Source organism: Paraburkholderia lycopersici, assembly GCF_900096975.1.
In the GTDB taxonomy this organism is placed as follows: Bacteria; Pseudomonadota; Gammaproteobacteria; order Burkholderiales; family Burkholderiaceae; genus Paraburkholderia; species Paraburkholderia lycopersici.
The window spans coordinates 1-1,428 of record NZ_FMYQ01000080.1; the positions used below are offsets into that span (position 1 = coordinate 1).

The 1,428-nt window shown below is 71.1% G+C and carries 1 protein-coding gene; it reads left to right on the plus strand.

The annotated features are described in order from the left end of the window. Positions 1-1,428, plus strand: a 1,428-nt coding sequence (hutH, locus tag BLU17_RS32070) for a histidine ammonia-lyase (RefSeq protein WP_143189416.1), incomplete at both ends; no start/stop codon positions are given.

Below are 1,428 nucleotides of genomic sequence, written 5' to 3' on the forward strand. Positions count from 1 at the left end.
CTTCCCCAACTGCGCCAGATCGCGCGCGAGGCAGTCAGGCTCGATCTCGATCCGGCCAGCTTCGCCGCCATCGACGCGGGCGCGCGCGCCGTCGCCGCGATCGCGGCGAAGGGCGAACCTGCCTATGGCATCAACACGGGCTTCGGGCGGCTGGCCAGCACGCATATTCCGAACGACCAGCTCGAACTGCTGCAGCGCAACCTCGTGCTCTCGCACGCGGTGGGCGTGGGCGAGCCGATGTCGCGCCCGGTCGTGCGCCTCCTGATGGCGCTGAAGCTTTCGAGCCTGGGCCGTGGCCATTCGGGCATCCGCCGCGAGGTCATGGATGCGCTCATCGCGCTGTTCAACGCCGACGTGCTGCCCGTGATTCCCGTGAAGGGCTCCGTGGGCGCCTCGGGCGACCTCGCGCCGCTCGCGCATATGTCCGCGGTGCTGCTCGGCATTGGCGAGGTGTTCATCCGCGGCGAGCGCGCCAGCGCCGAAGCGGGGCTGGCCGCGGCGGGCCTCGCGCCGCTCGCGCTGCAGGCCAAGGAAGGCCTCGCGCTGCTCAACGGCACGCAGGCCTCCACGGCGCTCGCGCTCTACAACCTGTTCGCGATCGAGGACCTGTACCGCACGGCGCTCGTTTCCGGCGCGCTGTGCGTGGACGCGGCGGCCGGTTCGGTGAAGCCCTTCGACGCGCGCATCCACGAACTGCGCGGCCATCGCGGCCAGATCGAGGCGGCGGCCGCTTACCGCGCGCTGCTGGAGGGCTCGGCGATCAACCTCTCGCACCGCGACTGCGGCAAGGTGCAGGACCCGTACTCGCTGCGCTGCCAGCCGCAGGTGATGGGCGCGTGCCTCGACCAGATGCGCCACGCGGCGCAGGTGCTGCTCATCGAGGCGAACGCGGTCTCGGACAATCCGCTGATCTTCCCGGAAACGAACGAGGTGCTCTCGGGCGGCAACTTCCACGCGGAGCCCGTGGCGTTCGCCGCCGACAATCTCGCGCTGGCCGCGGCGGAGATCGGCGCGCTGGCCGAGCGGCGCATCGCGCTGCTCATCGACGCGACGCTTTCGGGCCTGCCGCCTTTCCTCGTGAGGGACGGCGGGGTGAATTCGGGCTTCATGATCGCGCACGTGACGGCGGCGGCGCTCGCCTCGGAGAACAAGACGCTGGCGCATCCGGCGTCGGTCGACTCGCTGCCGACGTCGGCAAACCAGGAGGATCACGTTTCGATGGCGACGTTCGCGGCGCGCAAGCTCGCCGACATCGCGGCCAACACGGCCAGCATTCTCGCGATCGAACTGCTCGCGGCGGCCCAGGGGGTGGACCTGCGCGCGCCGCACCGCACGAGCCCGGCGCTCGCGCACGTGATGCAGTCGGTGCGGGCGGGGGTGCCGCACTACGAGCTCGACCGCTACTTCGCACCGGACATCGCGGCGATC